This is a genomic window from Treponema sp. J25, from assembly GCF_004343725.1.
In the GTDB taxonomy this organism is placed as follows: Bacteria; Spirochaetota; Spirochaetia; order Treponematales; family Breznakiellaceae; genus J25.
On sequence record NZ_PTQW01000029.1, the window covers coordinates 79,038 to 97,450 of the forward strand.

General features: G+C 54.7%; 13 protein-coding genes and 1 riboswitch. Of the genes, 6 read left to right on the forward strand and 7 right to left on the reverse strand.

The window, feature by feature from the left end; genetic code table 11:
• Nucleotides 1–27 precede the first annotated feature (27 nt).
• The 3 genes from C5O22_RS09285 to C5O22_RS09295 form a co-directional block, all read right to left on the reverse strand.
• Nucleotides 28–1,695, reverse strand: a complete 1,668-nt coding sequence (locus C5O22_RS09285) for a capsule assembly Wzi family protein (RefSeq protein ID WP_132781170.1) — start codon at nt 1,693–1,695, stop codon at nt 28–30.
• A gap of 28 nt (nt 1,696–1,723) precedes the next feature.
• Entirely contained in the window at nt 1,724–2,251 is a 528-nt protein-coding gene (locus C5O22_RS09290; protein ID WP_132781172.1) for a ferredoxin domain-containing protein, read from the reverse strand.
• Between the two features lie 117 nt (nt 2,252–2,368).
• Nucleotides 2,369–2,788, reverse strand: coding sequence for a secondary thiamine-phosphate synthase enzyme YjbQ (locus tag C5O22_RS09295; RefSeq protein WP_132781174.1), 420 nt, complete (start codon nt 2,786–2,788; stop codon nt 2,369–2,371).
• 258 nt (nt 2,789–3,046) lie between these two features.
• Here C5O22_RS09295 and C5O22_RS09300 point away from each other — a divergent pair, with 258 nt between their 5' ends.
• The 6 genes from C5O22_RS09300 (at nt 3,047) to ribH (ending at nt 7,929) form a co-directional block, all read left to right on the forward strand.
• Nucleotides 3,047–3,310, forward strand: a complete 264-nt coding sequence (locus tag C5O22_RS09300; protein ID WP_165910479.1) for a type II toxin-antitoxin system Phd/YefM family antitoxin — start codon at nt 3,047–3,049, stop codon at nt 3,308–3,310.
• Between the two features lie 22 nt (nt 3,311–3,332).
• Nucleotides 3,333–3,710: a PIN domain-containing protein gene (locus C5O22_RS09305; protein ID WP_132781178.1), complete on the forward strand. Its 378-nt coding sequence runs from the start codon at nt 3,333–3,335 to the stop codon at nt 3,708–3,710.
• A 123-nt stretch (nt 3,711–3,833) separates the two neighbouring features.
• Nucleotides 3,834–3,974: riboswitch (FMN riboswitch) on the forward strand.
• A gap of 109 nt (nt 3,975–4,083) precedes the next feature.
• Nucleotides 4,084–5,484, forward strand: a complete 1,401-nt coding sequence (gene ribD, locus C5O22_RS13520; RefSeq protein ID WP_165910480.1) for a bifunctional diaminohydroxyphosphoribosylaminopyrimidine deaminase/5-amino-6-(5-phosphoribosylamino)uracil reductase RibD — start codon at nt 4,084–4,086, stop codon at nt 5,482–5,484.
• Nucleotides 5,457–6,167 carry a riboflavin synthase gene (locus tag C5O22_RS09315; RefSeq protein WP_132781180.1) on the forward strand — a complete coding sequence of 237 codons (711 nt, stop codon included), beginning with the start codon at nt 5,457–5,459 and terminating at the stop codon, nt 6,165–6,167. The genes ribD and C5O22_RS09315 overlap by 28 nt, the downstream gene beginning before the upstream one ends.
• Entirely contained in the window at nt 6,154–7,389 is a 1,236-nt protein-coding gene (gene ribA, locus C5O22_RS09320) for a GTP cyclohydrolase II (RefSeq protein ID WP_132781181.1), read from the forward strand. Before C5O22_RS09315 ends, ribA begins: the two co-directional genes overlap by 14 nt.
• A gap of 36 nt (nt 7,390–7,425) precedes the next feature.
• Complete coding sequence (gene ribH, locus C5O22_RS09325) at nt 7,426–7,929, forward strand: 6,7-dimethyl-8-ribityllumazine synthase (RefSeq protein WP_132781183.1); 504 nt, start codon at nt 7,426–7,428, stop codon at nt 7,927–7,929.
• Between the two features lie 104 nt (nt 7,930–8,033).
• Here the strand turns inward: ribH and C5O22_RS09330 are convergent, their stop codons facing one another.
• From C5O22_RS09330 to C5O22_RS09345, 4 genes are all read right to left on the reverse strand, one after another.
• On the reverse strand, nt 8,034–8,576 hold the full coding sequence (locus C5O22_RS09330; RefSeq protein ID WP_132781185.1) for a nitroreductase family protein: 543 nt from the start codon (nt 8,574–8,576) through the stop codon (nt 8,034–8,036).
• A 27-nt stretch (nt 8,577–8,603) separates the two neighbouring features.
• Nucleotides 8,604–9,452, reverse strand: a complete 849-nt coding sequence (locus tag C5O22_RS09335) for a glycoside hydrolase family 16 protein (protein ID WP_243692919.1) — start codon at nt 9,450–9,452, stop codon at nt 8,604–8,606.
• Between the two features lie 162 nt (nt 9,453–9,614).
• A complete protein-coding gene (locus tag C5O22_RS09340; protein WP_132781187.1) occupies nt 9,615–16,157 on the reverse strand; it encodes a FlgD immunoglobulin-like domain containing protein in 6,543 nt (2,180 codons plus the stop codon).
• 275 nt (nt 16,158–16,432) lie between these two features.
• On the reverse strand, nt 16,433–18,379 hold the full coding sequence (locus C5O22_RS09345) for a methyl-accepting chemotaxis protein (RefSeq protein ID WP_132781189.1): 1,947 nt from the start codon (nt 18,377–18,379) through the stop codon (nt 16,433–16,435).
• Nucleotides 18,380–18,413 lie beyond the last annotated feature (34 nt).

Genomic DNA, 18,413 nt, shown 5'->3' on the forward strand with positions numbered 1-18,413 from the left:
AAGCCCCGCCAACATTCCCTGTCTTGTTCACCAGCCATACCGAAGGGTAAGGGCCCCTTCAATACCCCACTGGTTGTTTCCTTCTTCGTGGTTAAAGGAAAAAATCTGTTGCACCGCCCCAAACAAACCGATCGAAAGACGAGGAGCTGCCTGCCATTCCACCTGTCCAGAGAAGACAAGGCTGTTCTGAGCCACCCCCGAGGGGCTTTGCTCCTTGTATGCGGCTCTTCCCTCCTGCCAATCCCAGGTAAGGCCGTGTTCTCCCCGGCTTTCAACAAGGGCCTGAAGCGCCACCGAAAGGGGATCCTTTTTAAAGTGGCCCCCGATGGCTCCCACCACCACATCTCGCCCCCGCTCATAGCCAATCCAGCGATACCGCAGTTCCTTGGTGGTAAGTTCCGAAAGGCGGCGCATCCACACAAAGCTGGCAAAGGGACTGGAAAGCATATAGAGGTAGGGGTCCGTGTAGACCCCTTCTATAAAGAAACGGCCCTGCCAACTCTGGATATTCCGGACATAGGAAAGGCCCCCAAGCCACCCAAAACCGTTGGGGCTTACCTCATCTGGCCAGTGTTCCGCCTCATAGGGAGTGGTGTACTGGTTCATCACCCCCTGGCCATACAGGACAAGGCCTCTGCCCAAATTCCATTCAAAATCAAGGGACACAATGGAACCGTTCAGGTCCCCCGTGCCATTCCATTTTTCGTAATCCCGCCAGGAAAAAAGGGAGTGAAAAATCGAAAGGGGATTGAGGAACCGAAGCTCAAGGGCGCTATTCCCCACCAGGACCCCCTCGGTTATTCCGATTGAAAGGCGCTTCCAGAGCCGAAAATCCCAGCGGTGCAGGTATAAATAACGCTGGGTTGTTTCCTCGAGCGCCCCCGACGGCACCGCCCCAGGGTACAGGGTACCCTGTAAGGACAGGGGTAGCTGGGTAATTAAAAATGAATATTTAAAATTGGTGCTAACAAGGGAAAACCGAACAAAATCATAGTAATCGGGACTATCCGAAAGGGCCAGGTTCCCTGTCTGGCCATTTCCCCAGGAAAGCCGGTCCCGCCCCAGCTGGAGGTTCCACCAGCTATCACCGGCGGCCACATAGGCCCGCAGGGGCATGTTCATATCCCATTTTTGAATGTCCAGAGGAAGATTGGTATACCAGGGAGCCCCGCCGTTCTCATAAAAAGAAGGATCGTTGCGCAGGATAAGGTCTCCCCGGGCATACAGTCGCTGGGCAAAGAAAAAATCCAGGGGCACCGTGAGGGCCGCGGGACTTTCGGCTTCTTTCTTTATCCAGGGGAGATTCCCGTTACTCCGCCCCTGGAGTTCCACCGCCACCTCGGGGCGCATCGAAAAACCAAAGGACCCTTCCTGGTACAGAAGTGGCTTTTCGAGGGCCGCCATGAGTCGGTCATAGCGACGAAGCCAGGCGTCGGATCGTCCTTCCGTGGATAGCCCTTGCAGGGCCTGCCGAAGTTCCTCGGTGCTGAAAGGAGGGGTCAGGGAAAGGAGCGTCTCCCCCGCTTCTTGAAAAAGGCCCTGGTACTCTTCGAGGAGGGGATCCCCTACTTCGATCATCCAGAAGGACTGGGCGGGAAGAGGAACCAGGGAAAGGCCCCCCACCAGGGCGAGCCCCAGGAGGTATCGTGCGACCCGGTTGAGACGGTAGCTCCACCCCATCGATTTTTTTTTCATAAGAGAAACAATAGGCACGATGTTTTATTTATCCCCGATCGAAGAAGGGGCTTTTCCCCGTGGCCGAGAGGGGAATCCCATAGGCGGTGTGCACCTCTGGCAAAAGCCCAAGGGAAAGCACGGCCTTTCCAACCGTAAACATGATCCGGTTATCTACATGGGCACTGGCAGCCACCGACACAGCCGATCCTAGGGCAATGCCGAGATCAACCACCCCCAGGGCGCAGACTCCCCGGTGCTGGAGGTTCTCCGCACAATCCCGGTAGCCGCAGTTGCCACAGTTAGCAACCCCCCGGGTCTTATTCCGGAAACCTATTACCAGAACCGCCTGGGCGGCCCGCACGTTTTTAGCATCCCGCACAAAGAAGGCGAGGTTCTTTTCTTCTCCGATCCGCTGCATCTCATCCGCCAGGCGATCCTTTTCTTCCCCCATGAGGGCAAGGGTTACGATTTCGTCCACTCCCCGGGCTTTGGGAGCAGTCCGGGCCGCCAGGGCCATTCGCTGAAGGACATCACGGATGCCTTCCTGTTCAAGGGTCGTTGATGGAATCGTCATGGTTTTATACTAGCACGGTCAGCTATTTCTGAAAAGGGCACGGAGATGTTTACCCCTTCCCTTCCCTCACAGAAAAGTCAGCCCCCTCCGCCGGCGCGCTTCTCCCACCTCTTTCTCCTAGGCATAGAGGGTGACCACAATAGTGCGGGCCCCTCCATGGTTACGGAATTCGCAGAGGTAAATCCCCTGCCAGGTGCCTAGAGCAAGCCGTCCATTTTGAATAGGGATGGTAAGGCTCTGCCCCAACAGAGAGGCCTTTATGTGGGCACTCATGTCATCGTCCCCCTCCAGGGTATGGCGGAACCCCCTAAACCCATCGGGAACAAGATGGTTCATCATCGTCTCAAAATCTCCCCGCACGGTGGGGTCCGCATTTTCGTTGACGGTCAGAGCCGCCGAGGTGTGCTGGATAAAGAGGTGCAAGAGCCCCGCCTCAGGCAAGGGCATCAGGGGCTCGAGGCCCTGTTCAATAAGATGGGTGATAAGATGGTAACCCCGTCTGAAGGGGGGTAAGCGGATAGATATCTGCCGAATCACCTTTTGTGCCTCCCAAGGAATTGACAAAACAACTAGTCCCCGTTAGGCTAACACCATACAGAGTCTTCAGGGCGGGGTGCAAGTCCCCACCGGCGGTATAGCCCGCGAGCAAGGAAAGCAGGACCGGTGGTCCCTTTCATTTTCAGCCTCAAAATAAAGAAATAAAGAAAAGTAGTGTTGAACTTTCCATTCTAGTAGGGACAGAACGAAGGAAAATATAAAAACGAGGATAGTATATTAATGATGGGGAGGATCCGTATGGCAGACTTTTTTGTATCGGTCCATGAATTAAAGGCCCGTCTTTCAGAATACCTGACCCGAAGTTCCCAACAAAAAGAACGGATCATCATTAAACGAAGAGAAAAACCAATAGCCATGATTGTACCTCTTCAGGAAAACGCCGAGAAACAGGAAGGTGGTCTTGCGACTGTTCCCTGGGAAAATTTTCAGGAACTGGGAGAATTGGTAGAAGCCGTTTATAAGGAACGCCACGGGGAAATACATCGTGAAGTACCTTTTTGATACCGATTTTATATCGGCTTTGATGAAACGGAAAGTACCCCAACATATTCTTCTGCGACTACAAAAAATTTCTCCTGAAAGTCAGGCTATCTCCTCTATTACTGTATACGAAGTATATTATGGAGCCCATCGTAGTTCTGCTCCTCAACATTTCATCATGCTCTTTGAACAGCTCGTGCTTCCTGCTATTCAGGTTATTCCCTTTGATGAAACTGCGGCCCGTATCGCAGGGAGGTTACGGGTCGAACTTGAACAAAAGGGTACACCCATAGCTCCGGCGGATCTCCAAATAGCCGCTATTGCCGTTGCTACCGGCAGAATTTTGGTAACAGGCAATACACGCCATTTTGCTCATATCCCCGGTTTAGACATAGAAAATTGGTTGGAAGTATCATCTTAGATTAAAAGTTATTTAGTAGAGGAACGGTAGAAAATCATCGTTAATAATGAAGGAATGGAAATTCTCTTAAATCTGTGCCCCGGCATTGACAGATCTGGTGGATACTGATACTCTCAAAACATACAGAGTCTTCAGGGCGGGGTGCAAGTCCCCACCGGCGGTATAGCCCGCGAGCAAGGAAAGCAGGACCGGTGGTCCCTTTCTGCGCAGGATTCGGTGAAACTCCGAGGCCGACAGTAATAGTCTGGATGGAAGAAGAATCTGGATGTATGGAACACCACACCGGTGGCCGCTCCGCTGTTATTTAACCCACGAGCGCCATTCATCGATTCAACATAAAGCCCTGGAGACCGCTTGGTTCCGGGGTTTTTTTATGCACCACAGGTACATGTCTCTGGCGTTGGAGCTTGCCCGCAAGGGAGCCCCCGACGCATATCCGAATCCCCTGGTGGGGGCTGTCCTTGTCCTTCAGGGTGAGGTTATCGGCACGGGGTATCATGCCCGGTATGGGGGCCCCCACGCGGAGATTGCCGCCATCGAAGATGCCCACCAGCGGGGTTACCGGGATCTTTCGCAGGCCACCCTCTATGTCACCTTGGAACCCTGTTGTCACTACGGGAAAACACCCCCATGTACCGAACGGATCATCAAGGAAAGAATCGGACAGGTAGTCATCGGAACAGAAGATCCCTGTCCTCTTGTCTGTGGCAAAGGGATCAAGGCCCTGAGGGAGGCTCACATTCCCCTTCAGGTGGGCGTCATGAAAGACCAATGCCGACGCCTTAACCCCTTCTTTTTTACCTACCACGAAAAGGGGCGTCCCTACGGGCTCCTTAAGATGGCCTGTTCGCTGGATGGGAAAATCGGCTGGCCTTCGGAGGATAGAGATCCCCCCAGAGCCATCCCTCCCAACAACCAGAATGGTACCCACCACGATAAGGGCGAGCCCCAATCTTTTTCAGTCATTGTACCGTCCCGACAAACCGGGTCCCGTTGGATCAGCGGCGAAACCTCCCATCACGACGTGCACCGGCTTCGGGCCCACTACCAGGCGATTCTCTGCGGCATCGGAACGGTTCTCGCCGATGACCCCCTGCTGACCACCCGGCTGTATCCGGGGAAAAATCCCCTGCGGGTGATTGTAGATAGCCAGCTTCGGATCCCCCTGACTTCCCGAATTGTCCAAAGCGCCACCCAGGTTCCCACCATCGTGGCCACCTGCGCTTCCCCTGAAGATCCTAAGGCAAAAGCCTTACAGGAACGGGGTATCCGCGTTCTTTCCCTGCCACCAATGGCAAAACCTCAACCTGATCCGGAATATGTTCCAGAACCGCATCCAGCTACGCCAGGGAACAGCCATGGCTTTCCAAAGCAATCAAAAAACCCCAGGACCAGCCCTGAGCGGGTTGATCTCAGGGAATTGGCACTACACCTTGGAAAAGAGGGTATCACCAGCCTGCTCATTGAAGGGGGAAGTCGTATCGCCGCAAGCGCCCTTGCCGCAGGGATTGTGGATAGGGTCCGCCTGTATGTGGCGCCCTTTTGTATAGCCGATCCAGCGGCCCCTTCCTTACCCCATCCAGAAAGGGGTGTACCACCAGAAGGGAACCCTCCGTTTCCTATCCCTTGCCTTACCAATAAAGCGGTTCCCTTTTACGCAAAAAGCCCTCTTTCAGCCCTGCTTTCCCGACTAACAAACATCACCCTTTCCCCCTGTGGGGAAGACATTATTATTGAGGGGGACCCATGTTCACCGGTATCATCAAGGAAATAGGATATATCCAGAACGTATATCGGGGCACCCATTCTCTGCAACTACAGATTCGGTGCCAAAAAACACTTTCCTCCCTTACGGTTGGGGAAAGCGTAGCCGTAAACGGTGTATGCCTTACCGTTATCCGCCGGGAAAAGAGCTTTTTTGAAGCCCAGGTAATGAGAAAAACCCTGGAACGTACGACCCTTACGAACCTTTCTTCAGGGACAGCGGTAAACCTCGAACCAGCCCTTAGCCTGAGCTCTTTTCTCGGGGGACACTTTGTCACAGGCCATGTTGATGGTGTGGGCTGGATCGAAGCAATCCACACCGACGATATCGCCCATATTGTAACAATCCGAATACCCCCAGAGCTTGCTCCCTATCTCGCGCCCCGGGGTTCCGTGGCTCTGGATGGGGTCAGTCTTACGGTGGCCGCCATAGAAAACCTCAGGATAGAAATTTCCCTTGTGCCCCACACGTGGCAAAACACCACATTCCAGCACCGAAACGTGGGAGATCCAATCAATGTGGAATGCGATATCCTGGCCCGCTATGTGGAACAACTCCTTCGCCCGCCCGCCGGGGGAGGCAAGGAGAACCGCCGTCCTTTTACCCCGAAATCCCCTTTTGCAGAACTTCTTCGAAAGGGAGGCTTTTTAGATTCCGTTCAGAACGAGGAGGCTTTGTATGAAGAATATTGAAAAGGCCCTGGCGGCCATCCGGAAGGGAGAGATGCTCATCATTGTGGATGATGAACATCGAGAAAACGAGGCAGATCTGTGCATCGATGCCCGATATGCTTCACCAACCCACATTAATTTTATGATTCGCCAGGGGGGAGGACTCATCTGTGTTCCCCTTACTCCAGAACGGGCCCGGGAGCTTTCGCTAGCCCCCATGGTCGCCTGGAATGAGGATCCCCACAGGACGGCCTTTACCGTTTCCGTGGACGCCCAAGAAACAAAAACCGGCATTAGTGCCTTTGAACGGGCCACAACGATTCGGCGTCTTGTAGATAAAGAGGCCAGGGGAGACGCCTTTCGGCGTCCCGGCCATGTGTTTCCCCTGATAGGACGGCCAGGGGGTGTGCTTGAACGCCCAGGACACACCGAGGCCGCCCTGGATATGGTACGCCTTGCCCGGGAACAGAAAGATAGGCCCGCAGGGGCTACTTCAATTGAGAGGGAAATCCCGTTGGGGGCCGCCATCTGTGAAATCCTTGCTCCCGATGGGACCATGCTGAAAGGTGATGCTCTTACCGACTTTGCCATCCGTCATGGCCTTTGCATCCTTTCTATCGAAGAACTCATCCAGTACCGTCAAGAACAAGAACGGCATCTTATTCCTCTGGCAGAAACGGTGCTTCCCACAAAATACGGGGACTTTCGACTCTTTGGTTTTCTGGAACAGCCGGGAAACAGGGAACACCTCGCCCTTTTGTACGGCACCGGACCCTTTCAGGAACCGGTTCTCTGTCGAATTCACTCAGCCTGTTGCACCGGCGATGCCCTTGGTTCTCTTCGATGCGATTGTGGCTCCCAATTGCAGCAGGCCATGGCCCGGATTACGGAGAAAGGCTCGGGCATCATCCTGTACCTGGATCAGGAAGGCCGGGGTATTGGGCTCATTAACAAGATCCGGGCCTATGCACTTCAGGATCGAGGACTGGACACGGTAGAGGCAAATGTGGCCCTCGGCTTCAGGGGAGACGAACGGGATTATGGGGCGGCGGTGCATATGCTTCGTTACTTCGGGATTCACCGGGTGGATCTCCTCACCAATAATCCCCACAAGGTAGGGGCCCTCGAAGCAGGGGGCATCGAGGTGGTTGGTCAGGTTCCCCTTCTGGGAACCCGAACAGCCTTAAACGATCGATATATTCAGACAAAAATTCACAAGATGGGACACCGGATTCCTCTCTAAGAGGAACAAACCATAGGAACGTGCAAGGAGAACAGGATGGACATCACCATTATTGAAGGATCACTTATCGCCCGCCAGATGCGGCTTGCTATCGTGGCATCCCGGTTTAACGATTTTATCGTTTCCCGCCTGATTGAGGGCGCCCTGGACGGTCTTCTTCGACATGGGGCAGAAAAAGAAAAGATCCGACTTGTGCGGGTTCCGGGGGCCTTTGAAATTCCCCTGGCTGCCCAGATTCTGGCCCGGGATCCTACCATCGACGGGATCCTGTGCCTCGGGGCTCTTATCCGGGGCAGTACGCCCCACTTTGACTACGTGGCCGCCGAAGTGAGTAAAGGCATTGCCCAGGTGGGTCTTGCCACGGGGAAACCCGTGATTTTTTCGGTCCTTACCACCGACAGTATTGAACAAGCGGTGGAACGGGCAGGAACCAAGGCAGGCAACAAGGGCTTTGAAGGGGCCTGCGCCCTTATCGAAATGGTAAACCTCTGTCGCTCCCTTGGAGAGGGCCCCGCCTGCGAACCGGGGCTAAGCACATAAACCGAATGTCGGCGCCCTTCCCTTTTTAAGGCACCACAGAAAGGGAGGATCCCCTTCTTCCCCTATTCACAGAGGGAATGTGGCGCCCTTCCTCTCTCACCTTCCTACCACTTATTCCAGTGCACCACCTGGTCAAGACTTTTGCGGTCCCGGGGGCCCGTTTCGGCCTTTTTTTGCCATTCCTCGAGGTGTGCGGGGTCTCCGCGTTGCCCTATCACCAGGAGGCTTACCACATCATAGTCCTTAGGGATCCCCAGGGCGCTGCGGACCTTTTTGGGATTAAACCCCGCAATAGGATGGGCCACCAGCCCCAGATGGGTTGCCTGGATCATCATGTTCATGGCGCAGAGGCCCAGATCGAAATGGGCATAGTCCCGGCCATCGTCCAGGCGACAATCGTCGCAGGGACGGGTAACCAGGGCAACGATAACCGGAGCCTTCCGGGCCCAGGCGTTTCCCTCTGAAAGGGCTTCGTGCACCGCCTGTAGGGTTTGCCCCTGGGCCACCACCAGGTGCCAGGGCTGGTTGTTATAACAGGAAGGGGCCAGGGTCCCGGCCCGCAGAATTTCGTCCAGGGCCCCTTCGGGAAGGGCCTCGCTACTAATGGCCCGATAGGCCCGACGGTTTTCTATGGCAGGTACAAGCATAGGTATCTCTCCTTAGAGAAAAGATACTCATTTTTGATAGACCCGCACATAGTCAACTTCCATACGAGCCTCTTTGAGCTTAGGATCGATGCCCTTCTGGCCACCCCAGGTACCGCCGATGGCCACATTCATGATAAGGTAAAAGGGGATATCAAAGGGCCATTCGGCAAAGGTTTTCCCTTCGTTGTCAAAGCGGAAGAAGGGTTTCCCATCGATGTACCACTGGATGAATTGGGGGGTCCACTCGATAGCATAGATATGGAAGCCCGTGGTAACGCCGGGGATTTTTTCGTGATGATTCTTCTGGGTGCCGTTCTTGTGGTTATACGCCAGGGTGTGCACCGTGGTATGGACCACCTCGGGATCAAATCCCACGTGTTCCATGATATCGATCTCGCCGGACCGGGGCCATCCTCCGTAGGTATCGAAGGAGGGGAGCATCCAGATGGCTGGCCAGGTACCCACCCCCTGGGGAAGTTTGGCCCGCACCTCAATATAGCCGTAGGTCCAGTCGGCCTTGTACTGGGTTTTTAAGCGGGCGCTGGTCCACATGCCCCCCTCATTCACGGCCCGAATGACCAGGCGGCCCTTATCGACATAGGAATTGGTCCGCTTATCGGTGTAAAATTGCACCTCCGCGTTACCCCATCCGTTTCCTCCGGTGGAATAGCCCCACTTTTCGCTATCCGGGGCACCGCTGTAGTTAAATTCGTCCTGCCACACAAGCCGATAACCCGGCGGTACCCAGGCCCCCTGGGGGTCGGGAACTGAAGAGGCGCCGCAGGAGACAAGAGAAAGCCCCAGGGCCGCAGCAACTGCCAGCATAGACAGGTTCCATCCCATCAGGCTTTTCAGATTGATAGCTATGCCTTTCATTGGGTTCCCCTTTCGTTGGTTTAATCGAATACAGGACTCCGCGGGGCGCCTTTGTCGGAGCGGCCCGGCGGTATCCCCCCGGCCCCTTTTCCGGGGCCAGGGGTGGTTCCTCCAGTGTACCCTAAAGTAGGCGGGAACGCAAGAAAAACGCAGGGGGAGCACCTATTCCTTTACCACCATGACCTTGCGGATTTCGTCGATGTCGGGGCCTACGATGCGGATAAAGTACATGCCCCGGGCAACAACCCGGCCGCCCCGGTTCTTTCCGTCCCAGCTTACGGTATAGTCTCCAGCTTCGCGGTAGCCCCGGTACAGGACCTGCACGAGGTCCCCGTCCAGGGTAAAGACCTGGATGGTAACCTGTCCTGCCTTGGTAAGCTGGTAAGAAAGCCGCACCCGCTCGCCCTTAGTTGGATCGATGACGTTGTTCAATATGGTGGCGCTGCTCCGCTGCTTGGTGACATCGTGGATATCAAAGCTGAATGGCCGCACCCTGCGGTACCAGTCGGCGGGGATCACCGCCCCAGGCGCTACATCGAGACGGGCCACATAGAGGGGATCGGCGGTGATGCTGCCGTTATCCAGGGTAAAGAAGAAGTCCAGGGTAGAGACGCTCCGCACCCGGGGATCGCTAGCGGGAATATTAAAGTTCCAGAGAGCACTGGCTGGCAGAACCGCCCCCTGTTTAGTGCCAGCATAAAGGCTTGTGCCGCCCCCGTGGCTGCTATCGTTGGGCCAGGGAACGATGCCGGAGAAGGCCGCCCCCGAAAGTCCGCCGTTGTTAAAGACCGGGAGCCAGAGGCCCACCGGCCCATTGGCCGCGGTGGCCCGGAAACTGGAGGCCGCGCTTGCATCAAAATGGAGGGAGAGGTTCGTCGGCGACAGGTCAGGATTTACCCGGACCTGCATGGTAATGTCCTGGTCCCGCAGCCACTGGGTTCCCGTAAAGTCCCGCACGAGGCCAATGGTCTGGCCTGCGGCGTCGCTCCCCGTGGGGAAGGCAGTCTCGTACTGGGACTCGGCAACCTCGATGGTCACGCTGTCCCGGGCCCAAAGGGGCCAGACAAAGTAACGATCGTCCGCCGCACTGGCCGGGGGCACCGAAATAAGGACGTCGGAGATCCGGTGGGATGTCTTTCCCGCACCGCCCTGCAGGTCAAAGGCCGGCCGGGTTGCAGAACGGTTATACGTTGAAGGCGTTGCGGTATAGCCAGAAGAAGGCGGGTAAGATGGGTCAGGGGCACCGATGACCTGATTATAATATAGCGCTTCCCAATAAGGCTCCTGCCCCATATCTTTTAAAGTTCCCGTGAAAGTGAGGTTTATCGATCCCGCAGCAATGTCTGACGCAGTTGGGGGTGTGGCCACGTCTCCCAGGGCTTCCCGGATGCCATTGCCGCTCCCTGAAACAACCGTAAGACCGCTATTCAATCCCAAATTTGATTCGCCGGGCATATCACCCGTACTCGTAACCACCGGTTCAGAGAAGTGGATAAAGACCTGATTTTGACCCGGCAGGGCCAGGGTGTAGCCCACCACCGGCCAGACCGTATCGATGGTGATCATCCAGTCTCCAAAATCCCCATCAGAAGTATCTTTTAGGGTTGAGTTGTTGCTTTCCAGGTTGCCCACAAATTTATCACCCATACTACCGTCCACCAGGGTTGTGTTCTGCACTACCCGCCACAGCAGCACCGCCCCTCCGTCCAGGTAGGGCTTTTCCTGGAGGTATATATAGAAATTGGGGCCAACTTCGGGCCTGCTGTACCCGGTTACCTGGTAGGCTTCGCCGGTATCTCTGTTCTTTACTTCCACCTGGAAACCCGAAAAATCATCGCCCACAAAACCTTCACATTCTACTCTGAGCCGGTCGATCTTACCGTTATAGTCCGAGTCTTCGGTATAACTATAAATGGCAAACCAATTCTTTAGCCATTTATAGCAATAGTAGGTACTGTAGGGATATGCGTCTACTGTTGAAGGGATCGAAACCGGATACTTCCGGGCATTGGAGTAATAGACCTTTACATACTCCATATCCAGCGTTGCACCGGGAATAAGCTCAAAGAACCAGAAATGCTGGTCATCTGTCCCTGTAGGGGGATTGGCGGGAGTGCCCGTGTTGTTTAGCCGCTCGAGGGTAATAGAATTGCCACTGCCAGCAGCTCCCTTTACCCGGAAAACACCTCCGGCCTTTATCCGCTGAATGGTGGGGCTCGCGGTGTTTTCAAACAATATTTTAAGCCCCGCCGTAGTACACTCAAAGATGTACCATTCGTTGGATCCGCGGATTTCTATTGTATTGTCGATCTCGGCACTGCCGGTAAAGATAACGGTTCCTGCTTGGCTATTAAAACCCGCAAAACCTGCCGCATTCGTCCAGTTACCGTGTACAACAATATCGCCCGCCAGGGTTTTGGTGCCCGATCCTGCAGCAATACGGAGACTGGGATAGTTATTGCCCGGCGCAGAGCCGAAATCTGTCGCAAAGATTGTGCCCGCAGCACCGTAATATTCGACAATACCCTGGCTGGTATCCAGCGTTGTAATCGTGTGGGTTGTTTGATTTCCGGTAAGCCTGAAAATACTCGTATTATCTGTAAAGTCAATTTCAGTAACATTGAAATTAGAAGAAGTGAGATCTAGGGTGGTATTTGTAGGAATGCTTACGGTGGTACCTATAGTTACGGTGCCGGAAGTTTCGGTATTGAGGGTCGTGTTGGCCACCAGAACTACCGACGTATCAGTATCCCCAAGACTTATGTTCTCTCCCGTTCCGCCGCCGGTCGCAATGGTCCCCGCAAGATTAACCTGGCTCGGCGCCGTCGCCGTTACCCCGCCGGTAAAGGTGATGCTGTCACCCGCGTCGTTCCCCAGGGTCAGCGTCCCCGTGTTGTTAAAGGTCGTCGTTCCGGCAATTACGGAGGTTTGCCCCACCGCTCCAGCATTCAAGGCTATGTTATAGTTTCCACCTGCCGTGGTAAGGCCAGTTGTCAGGTTCAGGGCTCCCACAACCGTCACGGTTTGCCCCGCACTCACCCCGTTTATCGAAAAACTGGCCGCACTAACACTCCCGTTAAAGCTTGCGCCGTTACAGTTTGTAATACTAAGAACCCCAAGAGGCGTGAGAGGCGTGGCGCCCACATTCCCGCTGACGGTAATCGCACCGCTTGTACCGCTGGCCAGGGTTATATTATAAGCTCCACTCAAAGTGTTCTGGAAATTGATGTTCCCCCCGGCGGGATTAGCCCCGGCATTGGTTGTGTCGATGGCGACACCAGCCCCGAGGGTCACGGCCCGAAGGAAACTCACCCCGTCCCCCGTGGTAGTAATGTTGGCAGCCAAGCTTACCGCCCCCGCTCCATTCTGGGTAAAGCCGCCCCGGGCGGTGATGGGAGCGGAGATAGTAAGGGCCCCTGCGTTGGTCAGGGTCACGAGGCCCCCCTCGGCGCTTGCCACCGTATCAGAAAGGCTCATGGTACCGCCGGCGGTGGTGGTAATCGTGATGCTTCCAGTTCCGCCGGTCGTGGAGATGATATCCCCGCTCGCCCAGATACCGGTGGTAATGTTCCCCGCCGCGGTGATGTTGATGACCCCACCCGAAGTTGTTACCGGCCCGCTGGTATCCCCGAGCTGTACCGCATTCGCTTCGCTTATATAAATGTCCCCCCCCGCGCTGGCCCGGATCGTTCCCACATTGGTCACCAGGGCAGCCCCAGAAGCCCCGATCGCTCCCCCTGCACTCAGCACCAATAGACTCGTGCTTCCGCTCGCCCCCACAGTCCCGGCAGTTCGGGTAATGCTCCCGCCTCCGCCCGCCGTAAGGGTAATCTGGGAATTGTTTGCCGCGAAAATGTTCTGGGAGACGGCGATCCCCCCTGCGGTCGCATTCAAACTTATCGAGGTTCCTGTCCCTGTGGTGGTCACCGTATTTCCAAAGGTGATGGCCCCGCCGGCAACAATATCGATGAGCCCGCCGCTCGTCGTTACTCCGCCAGTACCGTCCCCGAGCTGTACCGCATTCGCTTCGCTTATATAAATATCACCAGCCGCACTGGCACGGATAACCCCCACATTGGTGGCCAGGGCTGCGCCGCTCGCCCCCACGTTTCCTACCTGGGAGAAAGCCACCGTGCCCGCCGCACCGCCGATACTGACGTGGGTGGCACCTGCGGCAGCCGAAATATTCCCGCCGTTGGAAAACGTAAGGGTCTGGCCACTACCAAGGGTAAGGGTATACGCCGCAAAGGTGACCGAACTTGAGGTTCCTTCTATCACCAAATTGAAAGACTTTGCACTCAAATCGATAGCTCCCGACCCGCCAATGATGATGGCCCCCGTCCCGGTAGTTCGCCCGATGGTGACGGTCCCGGTTGTGGTAAGGTAGCCCAACTCCGTCGCCGTAAGGTTGAAGGTACCCCCGGAATCGTATAGCCCGATGGTGGTTGTGTCAGAGGCGGGCTGCAGGGTAATCGCCCCTGCGCCGCCATTTCCCAGAGTGCCCCCAAGGGCGATCTGGTCCGTTGTGATGGATATGGCTGACCCCGATACTACCGTTACCGAACCGGTGGTTGTGAAGGCAGCCGAGGTACTGGTAAGACCTGTGGGGGTTCCGTCCGTGGAGGCCATCGTTACAGCCCCCCCAGGAGCGGATAGACCAAGCGTATAGGCTCCGCTTAAAGCCCCGCCCAGTGTAATATTCCCCGATCCCGCGCTCAGGGTCGTGTTCGCCACCAGAACCACTGGCGTACCTGCGTCCCCCAGGCTTATGTTCTGCCCTGCCCCGCCACCAGTTGCTATGGTCTCCGCAAGATTAACCTGGCTCGGCGCCGTCGCCGTCACCCCGCCGGTAAACGTAAATCCACTCCCTATCGTCAGCGTCCCCGTATTATTAAACGTTACCCCGTTTGTTATACTCCCGCCGCCATTCAGCGCAACGTTGTACCCCGCAGCCGCCGTCGTTAAGCTCGTCGCCGTCAAACTGCCGTTAAATGCTATTGTCCCCGTCGTCGCAGTCAGCACCACCGATCCGGCGCTCACCGTATCGTCAAACGTAACCCCATTCGAGTTGGTCACCGTAAGGCTATTTACAACACTGAGAGGATCCGTCGCTGTAAACGCCCCCGCACCATTCAATTCCAGGTTATAGTAGTCGGTCGCCCCAAAGTCGGTGATCGTACCGCCCGCAACGGTGTACCGCACGGTGCCCTGGGTAGTGTCGTTCTTGTTCGGCCGGCCGGCACCGCTCAGGATTATCGTTCCCGCATTGCTGAAGGTGCCGTTTATGGTAAGGTTATAAGCACCTATGGTAAGGCTTGCACCAGAACCGATGGTACAGTCCCCTGCCACCGTCGCAGTTACATTAGCAAGAGATAGAGAGCCGCCACCAGAAACCGCAAGGTTCTGATAGCTCGCTCCCCACACCGGATTAGCAGCAGATCCATAGTACTCTACCGTACTGCCGCTGACATTTACTTTGGTTCCACTTACGCCTTCAGTACCTTTAAGACGAACCGTTCCATTATTGGTAAAGCTCGAAAGGCCCGTGAGATTGTAACCGTTAAGATCAAGGGTTGCCCCAGCGTTAACTGTTACTGAGGCTGCTACACTATTCCCCGTTAACACGGGGCTATAGGTGGTTCCTGCGGGAATAACCACTACAGAGGTAGACGTAGGAACGGTCCCCACATCCCAGTTATTGCTGTCACTCCAGTCGGTGCTCGTATCCCCATCCCAAGTCCAGGTTGTGGCTGCAGGTTGGGTAAAGGATATGGTTCCCAGCACCACACCCGAAGGAGCAAGAAGGGATACATTAAGACCATCTCCCGGATCTACCGTGCCAGGATATTGAATCGTAAACGAAAATGTCCCTGCCCCTGAAGTAGTAGGGAAATTCGTGGCCACCACGGAACTTGTAATTAAGACCCCTGCGACATCATACTGTTCGGTGGTGGTAGCGTTTGTGTTACGATAGGTAGTGGTGTACCGAAACTGGGTTCCGCTAGGGAAAGTACCCGTTACGGTGACGGTAATAGTAGTTCCCGCGGCGGGGGGTGCCGAGGTAGTGGGAGAATAGTACGTAATGCCCCCCGTTATAATAGTCATGTTATTAAAGATGATGTTGTACCCCGAACCCGACATGCTTCCCACCGAAAGGGAGCAACTCCCATCGCCGTTAAAGGTGGTCGAGGTGCCTGCGTTCTGGTTACCCCAGAAGGTTCCCGAAACAGAAATAGTTGCCCCGTTATATAAGTTTATGGTATTGATAGCCTTTTCATTCGCATCCAGATAGCCCGTAACCACAATGGAACCGGGCCCCACAATATTCACATTACTCGGAGTAGTTGCTCCGGCACTCTGTCCAAAATTGAGACTCCCCCCCGATACGCTCAAAGTATGGTTGTTTAAGTAGAGGGTTACCGTATTGGCGTTAGTTTGATTAAAGACAACACTATTCACCGTATAGTCCGCATCGAGGGTAACCGACGAAGTCCCATCTATGGCTACCACGTCACTAGTGGTAGGAAGGGTCCCCCCGCTCCAGTATGCTGCAGTCCCCCAGGTCCCACTGGAGCCGGCAACCCATGTCTTGGTAGGGGTTGGAGACTGCCCCCAGAGGCTCCCTGCCCCCCCTGCGGTTATGAGAAAAAACAGAATACCCCATCGAATACAGAAAGACCTCTTTTTTCTTTGTTTGCCCATCATGCCACCTGTGTAGACGTTCCCTCTTCTTCCCAATTGTACTATGGAAAAGGATTTTTTTCAAAACGAAGGGCCGCCGCCTCTGATAGGCCCCCCGTTTTTCTTTTCGAAAGAGAGAAAGGGTAGCTCCCCTTTAATAAAGAACACAAAGAGAGAAGGGCTGGCTACTTTTCTTTTTGAAAAAACTGGCTACCCCCCAAATGGGCAAGGGGCCCCAGCGGCGCCGCCGGAAGGGCTCCGGCATCGCCGTATCAGCCCTCTAACAAACTACCGGGGCCCTATGATGAGGCTTTAAGCTGAAAAAAGTCCATCATCCTCTGGAGTTCCCGGGCCATATCAGCCAAACCCTCTGCGGTGGAGGCAATTTCTTCCGACAGGGCCGCGTTCTGTTGTATCACCTGATCCAGTTGGGACATGGCAAGGTTAATCTGCCCAATCCCCGCGCTTTGTTCGGCCGCGGCGGTGCTGATCTCCTGGACCAGGGCCGCCGTCTTTTGAATATCCGGCACGAGGGTTTCCAGGATCTTCCCTGTTTCGCTCGAAACAGAAACGGTCTTTTGGGAAAGGGCGATGATCTCCTTGGCCGCATTCTTACTCCGTTCAGCGAGCTTCCGCACCTCCTGGGACACCACCGCAAAGCCCTTCCCATGCTCCCCTGCCCGGGCCGCCTCAATTGCCGCATTCAGGGCCAAAAGGTCGGTTTGGCGGGCAATTTCTTCTATTACCACTATCTTTTCCGCAATCTGATGCATCACCTCGATGGCATTCTGCACGGTCTCTTTGCTCTGGAGGGCCCCTTCGGCGGCCGTCCGGGCAATTTTTTCCGTTTGTCGCGCATTTTCGGCGGTCATGGTAATGCTGGAGGTCATCTCTTCCACCGAAGAGGCCACCTCTTCTCCCACCGACGCCTGCTCCGAGGCCCCCGCAGAAAGATTTTGGGCAGACAGGCTCATCTCCTGGCTGGCGGTAACAATCTGATAGGATGCATCCCGGACCTTAGCCACCATCTGAGAAAGCTGCTCCGTCATACCCTGAAGCGATCGGGCCAGGTCTCCTATTTCGTCGGTCCTTTTTGCGTTTTTCTCATCGATCCGGTTCCAGAGTTTCCCCTCCGCCACCGTGTGGGCCTGTCCCATGATGGAAATAATGGGAACCGTAATGCTATTCATTAAAACCAACAATACAAGAAGAATAACCATCGAAACCATAATGGTGGCCAGGCGGAACTGCATCAGGGCCCCATGCATCTCCCGGAAGGCTTCCCGGTCAGGTACGACAAACGTAAAAAGATACCCCAGGTTCGTAGCCCCATAGTAGATGGTAGAAGCATTGCCATTTACCCGGATATGTTCTGCTATGAGAACGCTTCCATCGGGCGATACCTTCTGAAGCTGGTCTATCCAGGGGAGCACCACCACTTCTTCTGAATTCTGGGGCCCCAGCTTTCGATAGGGCTTAAAAATGCTATCCCGATTCTGAGCATACAGGTACCGGGAAGTCACCGGGTCCAGCACAAAAAGCTCGGAGTTTTCTGTTATCTTTACATCCTTTAGCAGTTCTTCCAAAAATCCCAGGGTTAAATCTGCCGTGGCAAGCCCAAGAATACGATTAGTGTTATCCATGATAGGACAATCCACGGTGATATAGATGGTGCTGGTTCGCTTATCCGGCGGTATATCCTCCAGTTTTTGCCCCTGTAATAGGTACAAATAGGGCTCGGTAACAATATACTCCTTTGGAAGGGGCTTCTGGCGGTCATGGTTCAGCGGTAAGGCGGCGGTATACCAATCTTCTATCACATAGTTATAGTTCATGTAGGTAGCATCAAATTGAAATTTTCCATCCCTGTATACCCCATAGGGAGCAAAAAACTCATAGCCCGGGATAACCCCCTTATCATAAAAGAGACCTCCGCCAGCCAGGGGCTGAAAGGCAAGCTGGGATAGGAGCATATCGATAACCATTTGGGGAGTTATCCCCTTTTTATCCCGTAACGCATCAGCGGCAATCCCCCCTATCCGGGCAAGGGTCCGCGCCGTGGCAATCTGCCGCTCCGTGTAAGAATTAAAGTCCCCTATGTATTTTTGCACCATGAGCTTCATCTTTTCGGTAATCTGCTTTCTCATGGTGGCAGAAATATTTATCTCGTTCACTAACAAAGAAATACCAAAGCCAACCACCAGTACCGCCAGAATACTCAGAGAAAATTTTGAACGCAGTTTCATACCAAACCCTCTTACTGTTTAGTATAGAAGGTTC